This is a genomic window from Christiangramia sp., from assembly GCF_029937855.1.
Classification (GTDB): domain Bacteria; phylum Bacteroidota; class Bacteroidia; order Flavobacteriales; family Flavobacteriaceae; genus Christiangramia.
The window spans coordinates 38491-55556 of record NZ_JAPYPC010000012.1 but is presented as its reverse complement, the minus strand read 5'-3'; the positions used below and the strand labels follow the sequence as shown (position 1 = coordinate 55556).

The 17066-nt window shown below is 37.8% G+C and carries 14 protein-coding genes; 3 read left to right on the top strand and 11 right to left on the bottom strand.

Annotation, left to right across the window (positions count from 1 at the left end; translation table 11 throughout):
* Window positions 1-15: 15 nt before the first annotated feature.
* Window positions 16-789, top strand: coding sequence for a nucleoside triphosphate pyrophosphohydrolase (gene mazG / locus Q1K34_RS08540; RefSeq protein ID WP_300437229.1), 774 nt, complete (start codon window positions 16-18; stop codon window positions 787-789).
* Here the strand turns inward: mazG and Q1K34_RS08535 are convergent, their stop codons facing one another.
* From Q1K34_RS08535 to Q1K34_RS08500, 8 genes are all read right to left on the bottom strand, one after another.
* Window positions 790-1416, bottom strand: a complete 627-nt coding sequence (locus Q1K34_RS08535) for a class I SAM-dependent methyltransferase (protein ID WP_300437226.1) — start codon at window positions 1414-1416, stop codon at window positions 790-792.
* A gap of 10 nt (window positions 1417-1426) precedes the next feature.
* Window positions 1427-3742 (bottom strand): DUF349 domain-containing protein, encoded by a 2316-nt coding sequence (locus tag Q1K34_RS08530; protein WP_300437223.1) that lies wholly within the window; start codon window positions 3740-3742, stop codon window positions 1427-1429.
* Window positions 3743-3861: 119 nt separating this feature from the next.
* Window positions 3862-4590, bottom strand: a complete 729-nt coding sequence (aroE, locus tag Q1K34_RS08525; RefSeq protein ID WP_300437220.1) for a shikimate dehydrogenase — start codon at window positions 4588-4590, stop codon at window positions 3862-3864.
* Window positions 4587-5603: a DUF368 domain-containing protein gene (locus Q1K34_RS08520; protein ID WP_300437218.1), complete on the bottom strand. Its 1017-nt coding sequence runs from the start codon at window positions 5601-5603 to the stop codon at window positions 4587-4589. Before Q1K34_RS08520 ends, aroE begins: the two co-directional genes overlap by 4 nt.
* Window positions 5590-6528, bottom strand: coding sequence for a DUF368 domain-containing protein (locus Q1K34_RS08515; RefSeq protein WP_300437215.1), 939 nt, complete (start codon window positions 6526-6528; stop codon window positions 5590-5592). The genes Q1K34_RS08520 and Q1K34_RS08515 overlap by 14 nt, the downstream gene beginning before the upstream one ends.
* Before the next feature lie 39 nt (window positions 6529-6567).
* Complete coding sequence (locus tag Q1K34_RS08510; RefSeq protein WP_300437212.1) at window positions 6568-7965, bottom strand: tetratricopeptide repeat protein; 1398 nt, start codon at window positions 7963-7965, stop codon at window positions 6568-6570.
* A gap of 108 nt (window positions 7966-8073) precedes the next feature.
* Window positions 8074-9255 carry an aspartate aminotransferase family protein gene (locus Q1K34_RS08505; RefSeq protein ID WP_300437210.1) on the bottom strand — a complete coding sequence of 394 codons (1182 nt, stop codon included), beginning with the start codon at window positions 9253-9255 and terminating at the stop codon, window positions 8074-8076.
* A gap of 1 nt (window position 9256) precedes the next feature.
* A complete protein-coding gene (locus Q1K34_RS08500; protein ID WP_300437209.1) occupies window positions 9257-11053 on the bottom strand; it encodes an OstA-like protein in 1797 nt (598 codons plus the stop codon).
* A 223-nt stretch (window positions 11054-11276) separates the two neighbouring features.
* Between Q1K34_RS08500 and Q1K34_RS08495 the strand changes: the two genes are divergently transcribed.
* Window positions 11277-12095 (top strand): ferritin-like domain-containing protein, encoded by an 819-nt coding sequence (locus Q1K34_RS08495; protein WP_300437207.1) that lies wholly within the window; start codon window positions 11277-11279, stop codon window positions 12093-12095.
* 27 nt (window positions 12096-12122) lie between these two features.
* Window positions 12123-12977, top strand: a complete 855-nt coding sequence (locus tag Q1K34_RS08490; RefSeq protein ID WP_300437205.1) for a ferritin-like domain-containing protein — start codon at window positions 12123-12125, stop codon at window positions 12975-12977.
* A 79-nt stretch (window positions 12978-13056) separates the two neighbouring features.
* Here the strand turns inward: Q1K34_RS08490 and Q1K34_RS08485 are convergent, their stop codons facing one another.
* The 3 genes from Q1K34_RS08485 to Q1K34_RS08475 are packed head-to-tail and all read right to left on the bottom strand — an operon-like array spanning window position 13057 to window position 17034.
* Window positions 13057-14331: an adenylosuccinate synthase gene (locus Q1K34_RS08485; protein WP_300437202.1), complete on the bottom strand. Its 1275-nt coding sequence runs from the start codon at window positions 14329-14331 to the stop codon at window positions 13057-13059.
* A gap of 12 nt (window positions 14332-14343) precedes the next feature.
* The gene (locus tag Q1K34_RS08480) at window positions 14344-14799 is read right to left on the bottom strand and encodes a transcriptional repressor (protein WP_300437198.1); all 456 of its coding nucleotides are present in this window, start codon (window positions 14797-14799) and stop codon (window positions 14344-14346) included.
* 24 nt (window positions 14800-14823) lie between these two features.
* Window positions 14824-17034 (bottom strand): bifunctional (p)ppGpp synthetase/guanosine-3',5'-bis(diphosphate) 3'-pyrophosphohydrolase, encoded by a 2211-nt coding sequence (locus tag Q1K34_RS08475; protein WP_300437196.1) that lies wholly within the window; start codon window positions 17032-17034, stop codon window positions 14824-14826.
* Window positions 17035-17066 lie beyond the last annotated feature (32 nt).

The following is a 17066-nucleotide window of genomic DNA, read 5'->3' as shown; positions in this document are numbered from 1 at the left end:
AAAATCAATTTCCGCATGAATTCCAGAGAAGATCAGCTTAAAGCATTCGATAGATTATTAACTATTATGGATGAGCTCCGGGAGCAGTGTCCCTGGGATAGAAAGCAAACCATGGAATCCCTTAGACATCTTACCATAGAGGAAACTTACGAACTTGGAGACGCGATCCTGGATAAGGATATGGAGGAAATTAAAAAAGAACTTGGCGATGTGTTACTGCATCTGGTTTTTTATTCCAAAATTGGAAGCGAAACCAATGATTTTGATATTGCCGATGTAGCTAATAGTATTTGTGATAAGTTAATCGATAGGCATCCCCATATCTATGGTGATGTGAAAGTTGAAGATGAAGAGGACGTAAAGAGGAACTGGGAAAATCTTAAATTAAAGGAAGGTAAGCAAAGTGTTTTGGAGGGTGTGCCCCGATCTTTACCCGCGATCGTTAAGGCAAACAGGATACAGGATAAGGTTGCCGGAGTTGGTTTCGACTGGGAAGAACCGCAACAGGTGTTTGAAAAGCTTAAGGAAGAACTGGAAGAACTTCAGCACGAAGTCAATGAAAATAACCTGGATGAAATAGAAGCTGAATTTGGGGATGTGCTTTTTTCTATGGTCAATTATGCCCGATTTCTTAATGTAAACCCGGAAAATGCGCTGGAACGGACCAATAAAAAATTCATAAAAAGATTTCAGTATCTAGAAAGAAAAGCAAAGGAGAATAATAAAGCCCTGAAAGATATGACGCTGACCGAAATGGATGTTTTCTGGAATGAAGCCAAAAAACAGTGATCAGGCGCTAAAAACAATAAGATCATCACATATATTCAAGGCTGAGAAATTCAAACTTGTCTTAAGCCATTCCAAGGTCTCTTTACTATAAAAAATCACATGGGTTAGATCATTTTTATAGTGCCAGCCCTGAAAATCTATCTTCTTATTCCAGACCCCGGTTTTACAATATAGTTTCCCCCTATCTTTCAGCAAAGAGCGAAGAAGCTTAAATTCCTGCAATGGATTTTGAAAATGTTCCATGACTTCACAGCAGATAATAAAATCGTAGGTATTTTTCAGAACTTTATTATTCGGTTGAAAATAGGGATCATAAAGTGTTAAATTAAATCCTGATTTTTCCAATTCTGAAGTGATCACGGGACCCGTACCACATCCAAAATCCAGACCTTTTGAATCATTGTCAAAATCAGATTTGATCTGGTTAATAATCGGACTCGCAAAATGAATATATCCGGGGTCATCTACATCATTATTGTGCAGAATGTACCTGTATTTTTCTGCCTGCGGACTTAAATAATATTCAGGGGAGAGAAAAATTGCCCTGCAACCTGTACACTGCACATATTCCCGTTCCTGAACACTCTCAAAAAACCGGGTGGTGCAATTGCATAAGCTGCAAGGCATGGAATTTTAATTAATAAAGCGATTTGATCTTTTCCAGTTTTTCTTTCCAAACTTCAAGATCGGCTTTATGGTTAGCAATATTCTTATGTACTTCCTTTACCAAAGGATTATCATCATCAACGTTAGAGAAGAATTGAAGATTATTCTCTAACTGTCTTATTTCAGCTTTGGTTTCTTCAATCTTTTTAGTCAGAAAATAATGTTCATTCCTTATTCTTTTATCATCATCAGCATTATCCAGCGCCTGTACCTTATTTTCATACTTCATCATTTCAGCCTTGGTATTATCAATATCCATTTTCTTGAATAGTTGATCCAAAGCTTTATTGAACTTCCCTTCTATAAAACGTTTGTTATAAGGTACTTTTCCAATCTCTTTCCAGGCATTGATCTGTTCTTTGATCTTGGCAAGGTCTTCTTTTTTGGTTCCGGAAAGTTCAATGGCCTTCACTTTGTCAAGGATATTTTTCTTCTTTTCAAAAGCTTCTACCTCTTCCTTGTTGTCTTCGTTCTTTTGAGCATGCAGCCTGTCAAAGTAATGGTTACAGGCTTTTTTAAACTGTTTCCAAACTTTATCACTGTCTTTTCTGGGAACATGCCCCACTTTTTTCCAGTCAGTCTGAATTTTTTTCATCAAAGGGGTAACGGTCTTAAAATCGTCACTATCCTTATTATCTTCAGCTATCTTAATAAGTTCTTTCTTTTTTTCAAGGTTCTCATATTGTTGCTTTTTCAGGTTCTTGTAAAAAGCATTTTTCTTCCGGTTAAACCGACGAACATTTTCTTTAAATGCATTCCAGGTTTCCTGGTTTTTGTTGCGTGGAACTTTGCCGGCATTAAAGAATTCTTCACGCAAAGACTCGATTTCCTTTATCTTTTGCTGCCATTTATTGTGGCTGTCAAAATCCTGATCGGCGATTTCTTTAATTTTTTCTATAATCTCCTGCTTACGCTCCCAGTTTTTTTCATACTGTTCATCCAGGCTGTTAAAATATTCCTGTCTTTTATCATGAATTCTTTTGGTGGCAGTGCTAAATCTTTCCCATATATCTTCGCGATACTCCCGCGCAACCGGACCAAGTTCTTCCTTCCACATTTTATGCAGCATCTGAAGTTCCCGAAAGGCACGGTTTACATCTTTTTCCTGAAGAAGCTCTTCAGCACGATCTATCACCTTTAGTTTTTGTTCCAGGTTATGTTTAAAATCCATATCCCTGAATTCCCTGTTGAGGTGAAGGAAATCATAGAAATTTTCTACATGGTGATGGTAGGTGTTCCATACATTATTGTAGCGATCTCTGGGAATAGGACCGGCCGTACGCCACTTTTCCTGAATTTCTTTAAAATGGTTATACGTGGTATTGATATTTTCTTCAACATCAATAAGGCCTTTTAGTTCTTCAATAAGTTCCAGTCGCCTTTGAAGATTTTCATTAAGATCCTTTTTCAGGCGTTTATAATAATTATTTCTTTGCTCCTTGTAATCAAAATAAATTGAGTTGAACCTTTTCTTCAGCGGAGTAGAATAATGGAAGTCAATAATATTTCCGCCATCGGCAAGAAAATCTTCTTTTTTCTCTTCCATCTCTTCATCGAACTTTGCATTGAATTCTGCCCGAATTTCAGCTACATGTTCTTTAATCGCCTGGATTTTCTCGTTCTTCAGAAGTTTCTCTAGCTCATCTGCCAGGGCTTCCTTGCTCATAGAATGATAGTCCTTTTTCTCAATATTATGGCGCTCGGTGGCACTTTCATCCTCACTATCTTCAGCTACGGCACTGTTAATATCTTCCTCGTGGTTTCCTGAAGATTTCTTACTTTCACCTACCACGGCATCACCGATATCGCTCTCTGTTTCTTCTTCTGAATCTTCACTTTTTTGAATTTTAGATTCAGATTCTGAAATAATGGCATCCTCATGATCTGTAGAATCTGATAATTTTTCTTTAGGCTTTTCCTTTTTTTCAGTCTGATCCCCTTTAAATTCAGGCTCTTTAAAAAATGGGTTCTCTACATCCTCCGTTTCTTCCATATGTGTATAGGGATCTTCATCCGGATTTTTCTTTTCTCTGAAAATTTTATCTGAAGTGGCTTTCCCGGTAGCCGATTCATGAAGCATCGCATCTTCATGATCTGTTGATTCCTCAGCCTTTTCTTCGGAAGAAACTTCCTTTGAGTCTTCCTTTTTTACTTCATCCACAGGCTTATCCGTCATTTCCGCTGTGCTTTCCTCTGAAGTCTTTTCCTCTGAAGTCTTCTTATTTTCTTTCTTCTCTAAATCTTCGGGGGAAAGGTTCTTCTTGTTCTCATTTTCTTGCTGTGACATATCTTTCAATGTTAAGGTTCCTCATATTCTATTAATTCTGAAAGATAACAACTCCCCTAAAATTGGACAAGGGATTGGTTTTATTTATGAAGCAGCAATACGCAATTTATATTGCAGAATCAGGAATTCCAGATGTTCCAGGATTTTTCTGCCTGAAGCTTTAACATCTCAGAACCATTCACAGTTTTGGCGCCCTGTTCCGCTGCAAGTTGCATGAACTGTGTTTCCGCAGGATTATAAATAAGGTCGTAGATGAGGTGTTTTTCTGAAATAAATTCAAAAGGAATTTCCGGATGTTTTTCAGTATCGGGGAAGGTGCCCAAAGGAGAGCAATTAATAATAAGAGTATGGGAATCGATGATTTTTTCATCCAGATTTGCATAGGAGAATTGCCCTTTTTCCGGGTTTCGCGATATAAATTTAAAATCTATTTCCAGTAATTTAAGTGCATAGGCAATAGCTTTGGAAGCTCCGCCTGTTCCCAGGATAATTGCTTTGGAATGAGGAGATTCAAGGTGTGGTTTTAGGGATTCCAGAAATCCCCAGTAATCTGTATTGTAACCGCAGATGCTACCATCTTTTTCAAATTTTATGGTGTTAACGGCCTGAATTTTTTCAGCATGTGAATCGAGATGATCCAGGTAAGGGATAATAACTTCTTTGTACGGGATCGTCACATTAAAACCAGACACCACATTTTCTTTCAGGATTTCAGGAAACATTTCTATATGAGAGAGATCAAAATTGCGATATTCAGCGTTGATGTTTTCGCTTTGGAATTTCTCTGCAAAATATTTTCTGGAAAAAGAGTAATCAATATTTCTTCCAATTAATCCGAAAGTCCTCATAGATTAGATTTTCTGTTTTCATACCAGGCCAATCCTAAAACGATAAATATTCCAACTATTATGAATACAATAGCCAGCCAGGTTTCTAATGTTTCAAAAGAGGGCCAGTACCTGTCATAGTTATCAATAATTTTATTTCCTTCCCTGTCTATTAAAGTATCTCCCGCAGCGTTGATCTTGAATATCTTTTCTTTCCATGGCCATACCACACCAAGGGAGCCTGTGATAAAACCAATAATGACGGCAAAGGTTTCTTTTTTTCTTTTTTTGAGCACATAACCTAAAAGGTGTGATAAAGAAACAAGGCCTGCGAGGGAACCTACTGCAAATACTATTAACACCTGAAGCATTCGCAGTCTTTCAGGCTCTCCGGTAAAACTGAAATCCAGCATGATAATTTCAGCAATGGTATCATATAAAGCGTTTACAGAATCTACCAGTAGAAGTACATAATTACCGAGCAGGATAAGGATAAAACTACCGGAAAGGCCGGGCAAGGTCATTCCCGAAACACTTATCATTCCGCAAACAAATACAAACCATAAATTATCATTCTCTCTGGCTGGTTCCAGGAAACTTATGGCGATTCCTGCAACAATACCGAAAATTGCAAAAAGAATGGAGTTTTTATCCCATTCATCAAAATCCTTACTTATATAATAAATAGAACCTATGATCATTCCGAAGAAAGCAGACCAAACATATAATTCGTAATGCACGATGAGATAGTCCAGTGCTTTGGAAACACTGAAATAACTAATGAGCATTCCCAGGATCAAAAGACTTAAAAACTTCCCGTTAATGTATTGATAGAAACTTTTAAATCTTCCTGAAATAAGAAGTTTAAAAGCTTTGATATTCACCTTTTGCAGGGAATAAATAAATTCTTCATAAAAACCGGCAACGAACGCAACCACACCACCAGAAACCCCCGGAACTTTGTTTGCGGCGCCCATGGCCAGCCCTTTAAGAACAAGGAGGACCTTATCTGTAAGCGTTCTAGTTTGCTGCATCGGCAGGATCAGGTTTTTTAGTGGCCACCAATTCTAAAATAATAATAAGGAAAAATCCGGCAAATATTAATAAGATAGCCCATAAGGTTTGTGGATCACCACTGAAATTCCAGGGCAGGACAGAAGCTTCCTTTAAAACTACTTCTTTATCTCCGTAAATAGCGGTTTCCAGCGTTTCTTTCCACGGCCATATTTTATTTAAGGAGCCAGCAATAAAACCGGTTAATACAGCCAAAGTGATACTACTATAATGCACAAAGAGCCATTTTAAGATCCTTGAAAAAGTTAATAATCCGAATATTGCTCCACCTCCAACAATGGCAAGAGTTTTAAGATCGAAATCATGGGCGGCCTCAGTTATCGATTTATAAGCACCTAATAATACTAATATAAAAGCCCCCGAAATTCCTGGTAAGATCATGGCGCAAACTGCTATGGCCCCGGCAAAAAATAGAAAAAGAGAACTTGAACTAGCTGAAAGAGGCGGCAGGCTCACAATATAAGAAGCTACCGCAGCGCCAATAATAAGCGCAAGAATTATCTTATAATTCCATTTGGGGATTTGTTTAGCTACAAACCAGATACTGGCGAGTACCAGGCCGAAGAAAAAAGACCAGATTAAAACGGGGTGGGTTTCCAATAGATAATTGGCCAAACGCATTAAGCTGAAAAGACTGATTAAAATTCCGCAGAAGAGGGCAAGGATAAAATTGCCGTTCATCTCTTTCCACATGGCTTTAAAACCATCCTGTTTCCAGGTAGATAATAGGGAGGGTTTAATTCCGCTAATGGTAGAAATCAATTCTTCGTAAATGCCGGAAATAAATGCGATGGTACCGCCAGAAACCCCGGGAACTACGTCTGCGGCGCCCATCGCCATTCCTTTTAAGGTCACCTTAAGGTAATCCGAAAAACTTCGCTGCATCTTCTTTTTTTATGAATTCGCCCAAAGGTAGCAAAATTACTAAGAGAGCTTAACGAAGGAATTTATAATTTGTTTGACGCTCTTTCGATCAAAGATATTAGGGAAAAGCTCCTCGATGATGATATAATATTCTGAATCTATTTTAAGGGCATTATTAAGATGAAAATAACCTTTTTCTCCTTTATTCGTGCAGAAAAATAAACCGGCGAGTCGATATTCAATTTCTGCTGAACCAGCATAGAATTCCATTGCCTGTAACATGCTGGTGATCGCTGTTTCGTATTCACCAAGCCCTATAAGAATATCACAACGTCTAATCCAGGTTTCCAATTCATAATTGCCCAATTCCAGACTTTTTTTATAGCCCTGTTCGGCTTCTTCGAAGAAATTGAGTCGGCTATTTATTTTGGCATATCGCTTCCAGTAAAGAACATTTTCTTCATCGATATTTATCGCCTTGTTTATGTAATAAAGAGCTTTCTGAAAATTCAGTTTTTTGATGTAAAAATCAGTAATGGCTATCCAACCTTTATCCAATAAAGGATCTTCATGTACTGTTTGCTTATAGTTTTTAAGAGCCAGATCTTCACAACCTATTTTTTCAAAACATTTTCCGATACGCAGATATGCGAAAGAAGTAGGATCTTCCAGTTCAAGGGTGATATTATAATTTTCAATGGCTTCATTATAGCGCTTCAGTTTTTCCAGTACTTTACCTTTTTCAAGATATGCACCCACGAACCTGTCATCACTAATAATGGCAAAATCGAATGCTGCTAAAGCTTTATTATATTCCTTTAGATCAAAATACTGTTTCCCAACCTGGTGCCAGGCCACTTCACAATAAGGATGCTTATTAAGGTATAGGTTTAAATAATCTATCGCTTCGGTTTTCTGATCAAGAAAATCAAAACAATACATAATATTATATAATGCCGAATAGTCTTCCTCATCTGCTTCGAGGCATTTCATAAAGCTATATTTCGCATTTTCAAAATCTTCCAGGAATAGGTATTCCATTCCCATCAGCGAAAATATTTCAGCATCTTCGAGGGTGATTTCAAGAGCAGCCTGAAGCATTTTTATAGCTTCTGTGTGCATATCCCTTTTAGAATAAATCTGTGCTTTTTGAATATAAATTTCCTCATTAGAAGATTCCAACTCCTTCAATTCGTTTAAAATTCCATCTGCCAGATCCAGTTTATCTTCAAAAACCAGGATCTCAACCTTAAAAAGTTTTAGGTTTACTGAAGTAGGATGTTGCGCCAGACTCATCTTAACTGCCTTTTTGGCAAGGGAAATCTTACCATTTTCAAGATAATGATGAATAATATTTTCAAACTCGTTAGAATCGAAGAACAAAACATCGTTTGTTTTCAGCATAGATTCGAAACGAGCAAGTGAGAAATTATCTTCTTCGTTATGGCTTAGCTGCATAAGAGAGTGATTAAGGGATTTCTTCTGTACTAAAGTTATAAATGATTAAAGGCGATTTTGGGTAATTCGTTACATTGTTGTTAACAAATTAATTAACACCCGGTAGCCTCAATGTTCAATTTCATTGAGTATGTCAACAATAATGCCACATCCTTTCATGATTTCTTCATTGGAAATTGTTAGGGGCGGAGTAAGCCGTACCGCGCGTTTCTCAAATAATAACCAGAAAAGTATCAATTCTTTTTCTTTTGCTTTCAGGATAAGTGCATCGGCAATTTCGGCAGATTCCATAATAAGCCCAAGCATTAATCCTTTCCCTCTAATTTCATTTATTAGTGGATGCTGTAGGTGTTTTCTGAATAAAATTTCCTTTTCCAGGCTTTTCTGAATAAGGTCGGTCTCCGTTATTTCCTTTAAAGTTGCCAACGCAGCGGCTGCAATGAGCGGATTTCCACCAAAAGTGGTAATATGTCCCAGCTTAGGATTGTCCATTAAAAGGTTCATTAATCTATCTGAAGATGAAAAGGCGCCAATGGGAAGACCGCCTCCCATTCCTTTTCCCAGTGCAACAATGTCTGGTACCATTCCAAAATTTTCAAATCCGAAGAGTTTCCCTGTTCGGCCAAAGCCAGGCTGAATTTCATCTAATATCAGAAGTGCTCCTACTTCTTCACAACGAGCCTTTACTTTTTTTAGATAGTCATTTTCGGGCAGAATAAAGCCTGCGCCACCCTGAATGGTTTCCAACACCACACCTGCCGTTCTGGAGGTGATTTTTGAGAGTTGGGATTCATTATTAAATTCAATAAAAGAAATGTCAGCCAAGAGAGGTCTAAAAGGTTTTACCCTTTCTTCAAAATCCATTAGACTCAACGAGCCCATGGTATTTCCATGATAGGCATTCCTGGCCGCAATAATTTCGGTTCTTCCAGTGGCTCTTCGGGCGAGTTTCATCGCTCCTTCAATAGCTTCGGTGCCTGAATTTACCAGGTAGGTTTTATTAATTGGATCAGGCAAATGACTGGCTAGTAATCTGGAAAGCTCTACTGCCGGTTTTTGGGCATATTCCCCATAAACCATCACGTGTAAATATTTTTCTGCCTGCTCCCGGATAGCTGCTACAATCTTAGGGTGTGAATGTCCAAGGCTACAGGCTGAAACTCCGGCAACGAAATCCAGATGTTTTTTTCCGTCTGTAGTGATTATATAGCTTCCCTTCGCATGAGAAACCTCCAGGGCTAAGGGGTGCGGAGTTGTTTGTGCCTGATATTTTAGGAAATCTTCTTTCAATTTAATTCTCCTTTTCGTTCTGCGGGGTTTTTAATGAATCTGCTTTCACAGGAGTTTCAAGCCTCAAAGAATCGATAAGTTTTTCAGATTTGAACTTTAGGGAATCTTTTTTTCTGTTCTTCAAAACTTCAGGATTCAGCCTTGAATTTTTATCTAGCAATAAATCGTCTTCTTCTCTTTCATCAAAAAACTCTTCGGGTTCATCGGGCAAGGGAATTCCTTTAATTTTGGTTAATTCAGGTTCTTCCTGACCTTCAAACAAACCTTCTTTTGAAAGTATCCTTTCTTCGCCTCGCCAGTTAAAACCCTGTAATTTTCTGGCATTCGGTGGAAAATCAGCTTCAGGAGTTAATTTTCCGTCTACCTGATTCAGGTAATCTATATAATTGATTTGCTGATCTTCAAAATATATTTTAATGGAGCTTGCCAGGGTTTTATTGATGCCTATCAATTCATTTTCATCATTGCGCATATAATTTAAGGTCTCGGTATTTTTATCTATAACAACTTCATAAAGTTCATTTTGACGGAAATAACCTGTAAGAATTTTTCCTTTTAACTGGTTGTATCCTTCAATACTATCTTTTTGAATAAGAAATGCATTGTTAAAAACGAGTAGTGAGTCTAATTGTTCTGTTTCGGGATTGCTGTGGAGGTGGATGCTATCACCGGTCATTTGATTGGCCCCGGACCATAAAACCGGATTTCCATTATTTTTACTACTTAGATTTATAAGTTTGGTGAGACCCGATTGCTGATCTGAATAAATGGAATCGCTACGGCCGCTCATAGCGTTTTCCCCAGTTTGGTCTTCTTTCAACATCCTAACATCATAGAATCCCCTTAAAATTCGTCTTTCAGGTTTTCCCGTGATCATGATTGTATCGCTATGTATAAAAAGCGTATCCCGCTCCTGAAGACTTGCCGCAAGGGCTTTTTTAGTAATGAAGACCGAATCCTTATCCCTGTAGACTTCCGCATAATGACCACTAACCCTACTATTATTAATGGTATCAATGACCATAATATTATTGGTGGCAGAAGCAAAACTGTTTTTTCTATTGAAATATAAGCTGTCTCCTTTAAGTATCCTATTATCATAATTTATCTGGGAGTTTTTTACAAAATACCCATTATCTGCCCGTGTATCATAGAATCCGCGTTCGCAATAAACGGTACTTGTTTCACTAACAATGGTAGAAGGACCATATAGATAGGCATGTCCATTTTCAGAATAGAAATCTAATTGTTCAGAGTTGATCTTATATTCAGGATTGGTAACCACCACTTCATTTACGAAGCTATATTTATCTTCCTCCATAAAATACCTGCCAATGGTACTGGTAAGTACACTGGCTGTATCGGTTACTTTTCCGCCGCTTCTATAATATGCCTGTTGTTTTACCCGGTCAAAAAAAAGACTGTCGGTTTCAAGCGTTGTTTGCGGTCTTTTCATTTTCACTTTACCACTGGCAAAAGCAAACTCGGTATCTCCATTATATTCAGCGTAATTGCTGGTCATACTCACACTGTCCCCTTGTTGCATACGAATATTTCCATAAGCCTTGAAGAAATTGGCTTCTTTGTAGAAAACAGCATTATCGCACCATACTTCAATCCCATCATGGTCAAAATATACCTGATTATCTACTTTACTTAAAATAAGAGCTCCTGGATATCTTTGCTCATTTTTTAAAGTCCTATCGGAATCATAATTTATTTCCTGATTATTCTGTGCATGGCTAAATGCTGAAATAAACAGGATAATAAAACTTAAAATTGATAACAAATTTTTCAATCTGAATTTTTTTCAAAAGTAATTAAAATACATGGAAAAGGTTTTGTTCTAAGCGGCTTTGAAATATTCCAGTCCTAAAAATAAACTTAAAGAGAACTCATTTATTCTCTGCAAATCCTAAACCTTTCTAAAAATTTGACGTTTTAAGATAAACTTAACTCTCCAATCCAAACCTGAAGAGGTTTTCCTTCGTAAGTTTCGGTAGAAAACTAAAATTTTAATTATGAAAAAACCCGTAGTCAAGGTAGATGTAGTAAATGCATCTTCCAAAGATTCAAAAAATTCGCGTAGGAAATTCATTAAATTGAGTGGTCTTGGAATAGCAGGATCAAGTTTCCTATTGTACGGATGTAGCGAAGACGATATGTTTGATCCGAATGCACCTGTCGCTGGTCCAGACCCACAGCCGGAACCAGAGCCAGAACCAGAACCAGAACCAGAAGCGTTTGACTTAGGATCTGGAAATTTAGGTATCCTTAATTATGCTTATGCTTTAGAACAATTAGAAGCTGAGTTTTATACCAGAATGACTGAAGGTGCTTATTATACAGGCTTAGCAGATGATTCTGAAGAAAAGCAAATTCTTGAAGATACCTGGTATCATGAAGTAATTCACAGGGAATTTTTTAAAACTGCAATTAGTGCAGTAGCTCCTGATGATATCTTACCTGATCTTGAATTTGATTTTAGCTCAGTAAATTTTGATGACAGGCAATCTGTTCTTGATACAGCACTTCTTCTTGAAGACACAGGGGTTTCTGCTTATAATGGAGCAGGAAAGTTAATTGACGTGGACGCAGAAATGGGCGGTACGTATTTATTACTCGCAGGAAAAATCGTTTCTGTTGAGGCCAGACATGCCTCTGCATTTGCAGATCTTGCGCTAGGTACACCAACAGCATTTGCAAGGGATGAAGTATTAGTATCTATTAGTGGTGTTGGTCCTGCTTTTGATAAAGCAACGCCTCCTGCAGATGTTCTTGCAGCAGCCGGTGGATTTATCACTACTGAGTTTACAGCAAACCAATTGCCCACTGAGTAATTAACTAACTTTAAAAAAACGAAGAAAATGAGTTTTATAAAAATATTAGATAAAATGTCTGATAATGCTTCTTTCGATGCAAAAGCATCGCGAAGGGACGTTTTTAAACAATTTAAATCTTTTGGTAAAGGAGCTGCTATGGCTTCCATCCCATTTGGATTAGCAGGAATGAGTAAATCTACAAAAGCTGCGAATGCTGCTTTTACTACAAATGCAATGCAGGCTTCACCAACAGATGTGTTGAACTTTGCCTTAACACTGGAATATCTTGAAAAAGAATTTTACCAGATTGGTTTAGATACTGATGGTTTGATCCCTGAAGAAGATAGAGATGTTTTTGGATTAATTTCCAAGCATGAGGACGATCATGTTGCTTTCTTATTGGCTGCACTGGGAGATGATGCAGTTGAGAAACCAACCTTCGATTTCACAGGAGGTCCGGGAGGTCTTAACTTAGACACTTTTGAAAACTATGCGACTTTTATGGCATTATCACAGGGATTTGAAGATACTGGTGTACGTGCTTATAAAGGACAGGCAGGAGCATTAGCTAATGATAATACCTTATTAGAATACGCTTTACAGATCCATTCCGTAGAAGCCAGACATGCTTCTAAAGTAAGAAGAATGAGAGGTCAAAAAGGATGGGTTACCGGTGGTGATGCAGCGAGCAATGGTCTTCCAGGAGTGTTCGATCCAATTTATGCTGGAGAAACACCAGAATCTAATCTTGTTCAGGGAGGCGTAGATCTTTCCGGAATGTTTGATGATTTTGGAGGAAATCAAGCCATTCAGGAAGCATTTGATGAGCCATTAACTATGGAGGAAGTGCTTGCTATTGGAGGATTCTTTATCGTTTCTGACGATGGTAGCGATGGATAGGTTCCAATGCAAACCATTATAAATATTAAAAGGCTGCCATTTGGCAGCCTTTTTTTATTCAATAGAAATAATTTTACTATTATTTTCTATGAATCGTTTGTTTTCTATCCGGGCCTACAGAAACAATTGAAATAGGTGTTTCCAATTCCTTTTCTAGAAAATTTACATAATCATTAAATTCTTTTGGTAGTGAAGAAGCGTCGGTCATTTTGGTAAGATCTTCTTTCCATCCCTCAACTTCTGTATAAACAGGTTCAAGGTTTTCAGCTTCAATATTATAAGGGAGGTGCTTAATTTCTTCCCCTTTATATTTATAAGAAGTGCAAACTTTTAAAGTCTCAAATCCGCTAAGCACATCGCCTTTCATCATAATAAGTTGCGTAATCCCATTTACCTGAACAGCATATTTTAACGCGACAAGATCCAGCCACCCACAACGTCTTTTTCTTCCGGTGGTAGCTCCAAATTCATTTCCAACTTTTCCCATTCTTTCTCCAATTTCATCAAAAAGCTCGGTAGGAAAGGGGCCGCTACCAACCCTTGTGGTATAAGCTTTAAATATTCCAAAAGCTTCCCCAATTTCTCTCGGAGCAACACCTAAACCGGTACAGGCTCCGGCAGCAGTAGTGTTGGAAGAAGTTACGAATGGATATGTCCCAAAATCTATATCAAGTAAGGATCCCTGAGCTCCTTCAGCCAAAATACTCTTACCAGATTTCATGGCTTGGTGAAGATATTCTTCGCTGTCTATAAATTTTAATTCTTTTAATGTTTCTACTGCGAAGCAGAATTCTTTTTCCAGTTCTTTTAGGTCATATTGAATATCCACATCGTAGAATGCGATCATTTTCTCATGCTTATCAGCAAGAGCCCGGTATCTATCTTTCCAGTCTTCAAGTTCCAGATCACCTACACGTAAACCGTTTCTTCCGGTTTTGTCCATATAAGTAGGACCAATTCCTTTTAAGGTAGAACCAATCTTAGCCTTTCCTTTGGAAGCTTCTGAAGCTGCATCCAGTAAACGATGCGTTGGCAGGATTAAATGCGCCTTTCTTGAAATTATCAGCTTAGATTTATAATCTATATCATGTTTTGATAGGTTATCCAGTTCTTTTTTAAAGATAACGGGATCTATAACCACACCATTTCCTACGAGGTTAATGCTGTTATTATGAAATATTCCTGAAGGGATCGTATGTAAAACGTGCTTTTGGCCATCGAATTCCAAAGTATGGCCGGCATTTGGCCCCCCTTGAAAACGGGCAATAATATCGTATTTGGAGGTGAGAACGTCAACTATTTTTCCTTTCCCTTCGTCACCCCATTGAAGACCTAGTAGTAAATCTACTGCCATGAATTTCTAAACTTAATTGGTTGATTTTTTATTTCCGTAGAAATATAAAGAATGTTTGCTAATCTCAATATCAAAGACTTCTTCTATGGTTTGTTTGATACTTTGTATTCGTGGATCACAGAATTCTATTACCTCTCCGGTATCTGTAAGTATGATATGATCGTGCTGACGGTCAAAATATGATTTTTCATATTGCGCCTGGTTTTGACCAAACTGATGTTTTCTAACCAAACCACACTCTAACAATAATTCAATAGTATTGTACAAAGTAGCTCGACTTACCCGATATTTCTTGTTCTTCATTTTTATATAAAGAGACTCAATATCAAAATGATCGTCTGAATTATAGATCTCCTGAAGTATGGCAAAACGCTCCGGAGTCTTCCGGTGCCCTTTATCTTCCAGATACTTGGTGAAAACATTTTTAACGACCGCCTGATCGTTTTTATTTACAATTTTCTTACTCATAATTTGCTTAGCAAAGGTAAAAGTTTATTCACGGCTAACCTTGTCTATCCCGTTAATTTTTTTCAACCTCTGGATGATGGTGTTCAGGATATTATTATTCTTTACAACGAGAGTGATACGACCACTGAAAACACCATCTGAACTGTCAAAATTCAGGTTTTTCATATTCACATGCATATTGCTGGAAATCTCCTTGGTAATTTCACTTACCAATCCAAGATTGTCTATTCCCTGAAGCCTGATTACGGCCTTAAAGTCCTGTTGGGAACTGTCTATCCATTTTGCCTGAATAATTCTATAGGCATAATTACTTTGAAGCTGTAAGGCATTAGGGCAATCTTTTTTATGAACTTTTATACCGTCGTTCACAGAGATAAAACCGAAGACATTATCACCGGGAATGGGATTACAGCAATTAGATAATTTATATTCCAGTTTTTCTTCTTCCTTCCCAAAAACCAATTGATCATATTTTGCGGTGATCTCATCCTTATTGAGATCTGATGCTACCTGTGGTTTTTTGATCTTACTTTTAAAATAACTTACCAGGGAATTACTTCGCGAGGAGGCAAAATCCTTCAGCATTTGATTGTCTATCTTGCCAACGCCAACACGATAAAAAAGGTCCAGACTGGTTTTAAGATTGAAAAATACAACCAGCTCATTTATAGACTTTTCATTGAACTGAATTTTTTGAGCCTTTAGCTTCCTCGCCAGAACTGCTTTTCCTTCTTCGGCAATTTCCTTTTTCTCATCTTTTAGCGAAGATTTTATCTTGGCTCTGGCTCTTGCCGTATTTGCATAATCCAGCCAGTTAATATTGGGTTTAGCATTATCTGAAGTAATAATTTCAACCTGATCGCCACTTTTCAACTCATGACTTAGAGGCACCAGCTTGTTGTTAACTCTGGACCCCCTGGTGTGCAGGCCAATCTCTGTATGAATACTAAAGGCAAAATCCAGCGGAGTAGAACCTTTTGGTAAAGATTTTAGATCACCCTGTGGAGTAAAAACAAAGATTTCTTTCGAATAAAGGTTTAATTTAAATTGCTCTACAAAATCTACCGCGCTTACATCTGAACTTTCTAAAGCTTCCTGCAAACGGGTTACCCATTCTTCAAAGCCTCTTTCTTCTTTATTGTCATTCCCCTGCTTATACTTATAATGAGCAGCATAACCTTTTTCAGCAATTTCGTTCATTCGCTCACTCCGTATCTGTACCTCCACCCATCGTCCTTTAGGGCCCATTACCGTAATATGCAAGGCTTCATATCCTGTAGATTTTGGAGAAGATATCCAGTCTCTTAATCTTGTAGGATTGGGCCTGAAGTGATCTGTCACTATAGAATAAATTTTCCACGCAAGGAATTTTTCCTGGGATGGCTCACTTTCGTAAATGATACGAATTGCGAATTTATCATAGATCTCATCAAAACTAATATTTTGAGTCTTGATCTTTTTATTAATGGAATAAATGGATTTAGGCCTTCCTTTTATCTCATATTCCAGGTTCTCCTTATCCAGCGAATCCTGAATTATTTTGCTGAACTCTTTTATATACAGATCCTGCTCTTCCTTACTTTCCTTGATTTTGGTGAGAATCTCCTGGTAAACATCCGGTTCGGTATATTTTAAGCCCAGGTCTTCTAATTCTGTTTTTATATTATAGAGGCCTATTCTATGGGCAAGAGGCGCATAAATATAGAGGGTTTCAGAAGCGATCTTTACCTGTTTATCCGGTCGCATCGCATCCATCGTTTGCATATTGTGCAACCTGTCTGCGATCTTGATAATGATAACTCTAACGTCATCATTTAAGGTGAGGAGCATTTTTCTGAAATTCTCAGCCTGAAGTGATACGTCCTTATCCTTTTTAAGGCTTGAGATCTTTGTGAGACCGTCTACAATCTTAGCTACCGTATCTCCAAACGTCTCCTCGACATATTTTAGGCTGTAGCTGGTATCTTCTACCACATCATGAAGTAAGGCAGCAGCGATGGAAGTAGCATCCAAACCTATTTCTGAAGCTACGATCTTGGCTACGGCAATGGGATGAAAAATATAAGCTTCCCCGGATTTTCTACGCTGATCTTTATGCGCGTCTACAGCAGTATCAAAAGCTTTTCGAATCAGTTTTTTATCATCTTCGGTAAGGGTTTGATAACTTATACGAAGCAGTTCTTTATACTGCCTGGCAATCTGCTTGTTTTCTTTTTCTATAGCCGCCTCTGTCATAGGTTAAAAATACAATTAAGATTAAAAGCAAA